General features: G+C 41.7%; 1 pseudogene. It reads left to right on the top strand.

What is annotated here, in order from left to right:
- Positions 1-451: pseudogene (locus tag ACTJIX_RS14870) on the top strand (IS6-like element IS1006 family transposase); the annotation flags it as partial.

The following is a 451-nucleotide window of genomic DNA, read 5'->3' on the forward strand; positions in this document are numbered from 1 at the left end:
GCTGTGCGCTGGTATTGTAAATATGGCATTAGCTATCGTGAACTGCAGGAAATGCTGGCCGAACGGGGTGTGAATGTTGATCACACGACTATTTACCGTTGGGTTCAACGTTATGCTCCTGAAATAGAAAAACGTTTACGCTGGTATTGGCGTAATCCTACAGATCTGAGCTCGTGGCATATTGATGAAACCTATGTAAAAGTGAATGGACGATGGTCTTATCTGTATCGTGCAGTCGATCAACGTGGCGATACCATTGATTTTTATCTTTCTTCTAGACGTAATACCAAATCAGCATATTGTTCTCTTGGAAAAATTTTAAATAATGTGAAGAAGTGGCAAATTCCACAAGTGATCAACACGGATAAAGCACCCACATATGGACGTGCTTTATCACGGTTAAAACGGGAAGGTAAATGTCCACCAGACCTTGAGCACAGGCAGATTAAGT

Origin of the sequence: Acinetobacter sp. 22323, assembly GCF_052044895.1 — a bacterium.
Classification (GTDB): Bacteria; Pseudomonadota; Gammaproteobacteria; order Pseudomonadales; family Moraxellaceae; genus Acinetobacter; species Acinetobacter schindleri.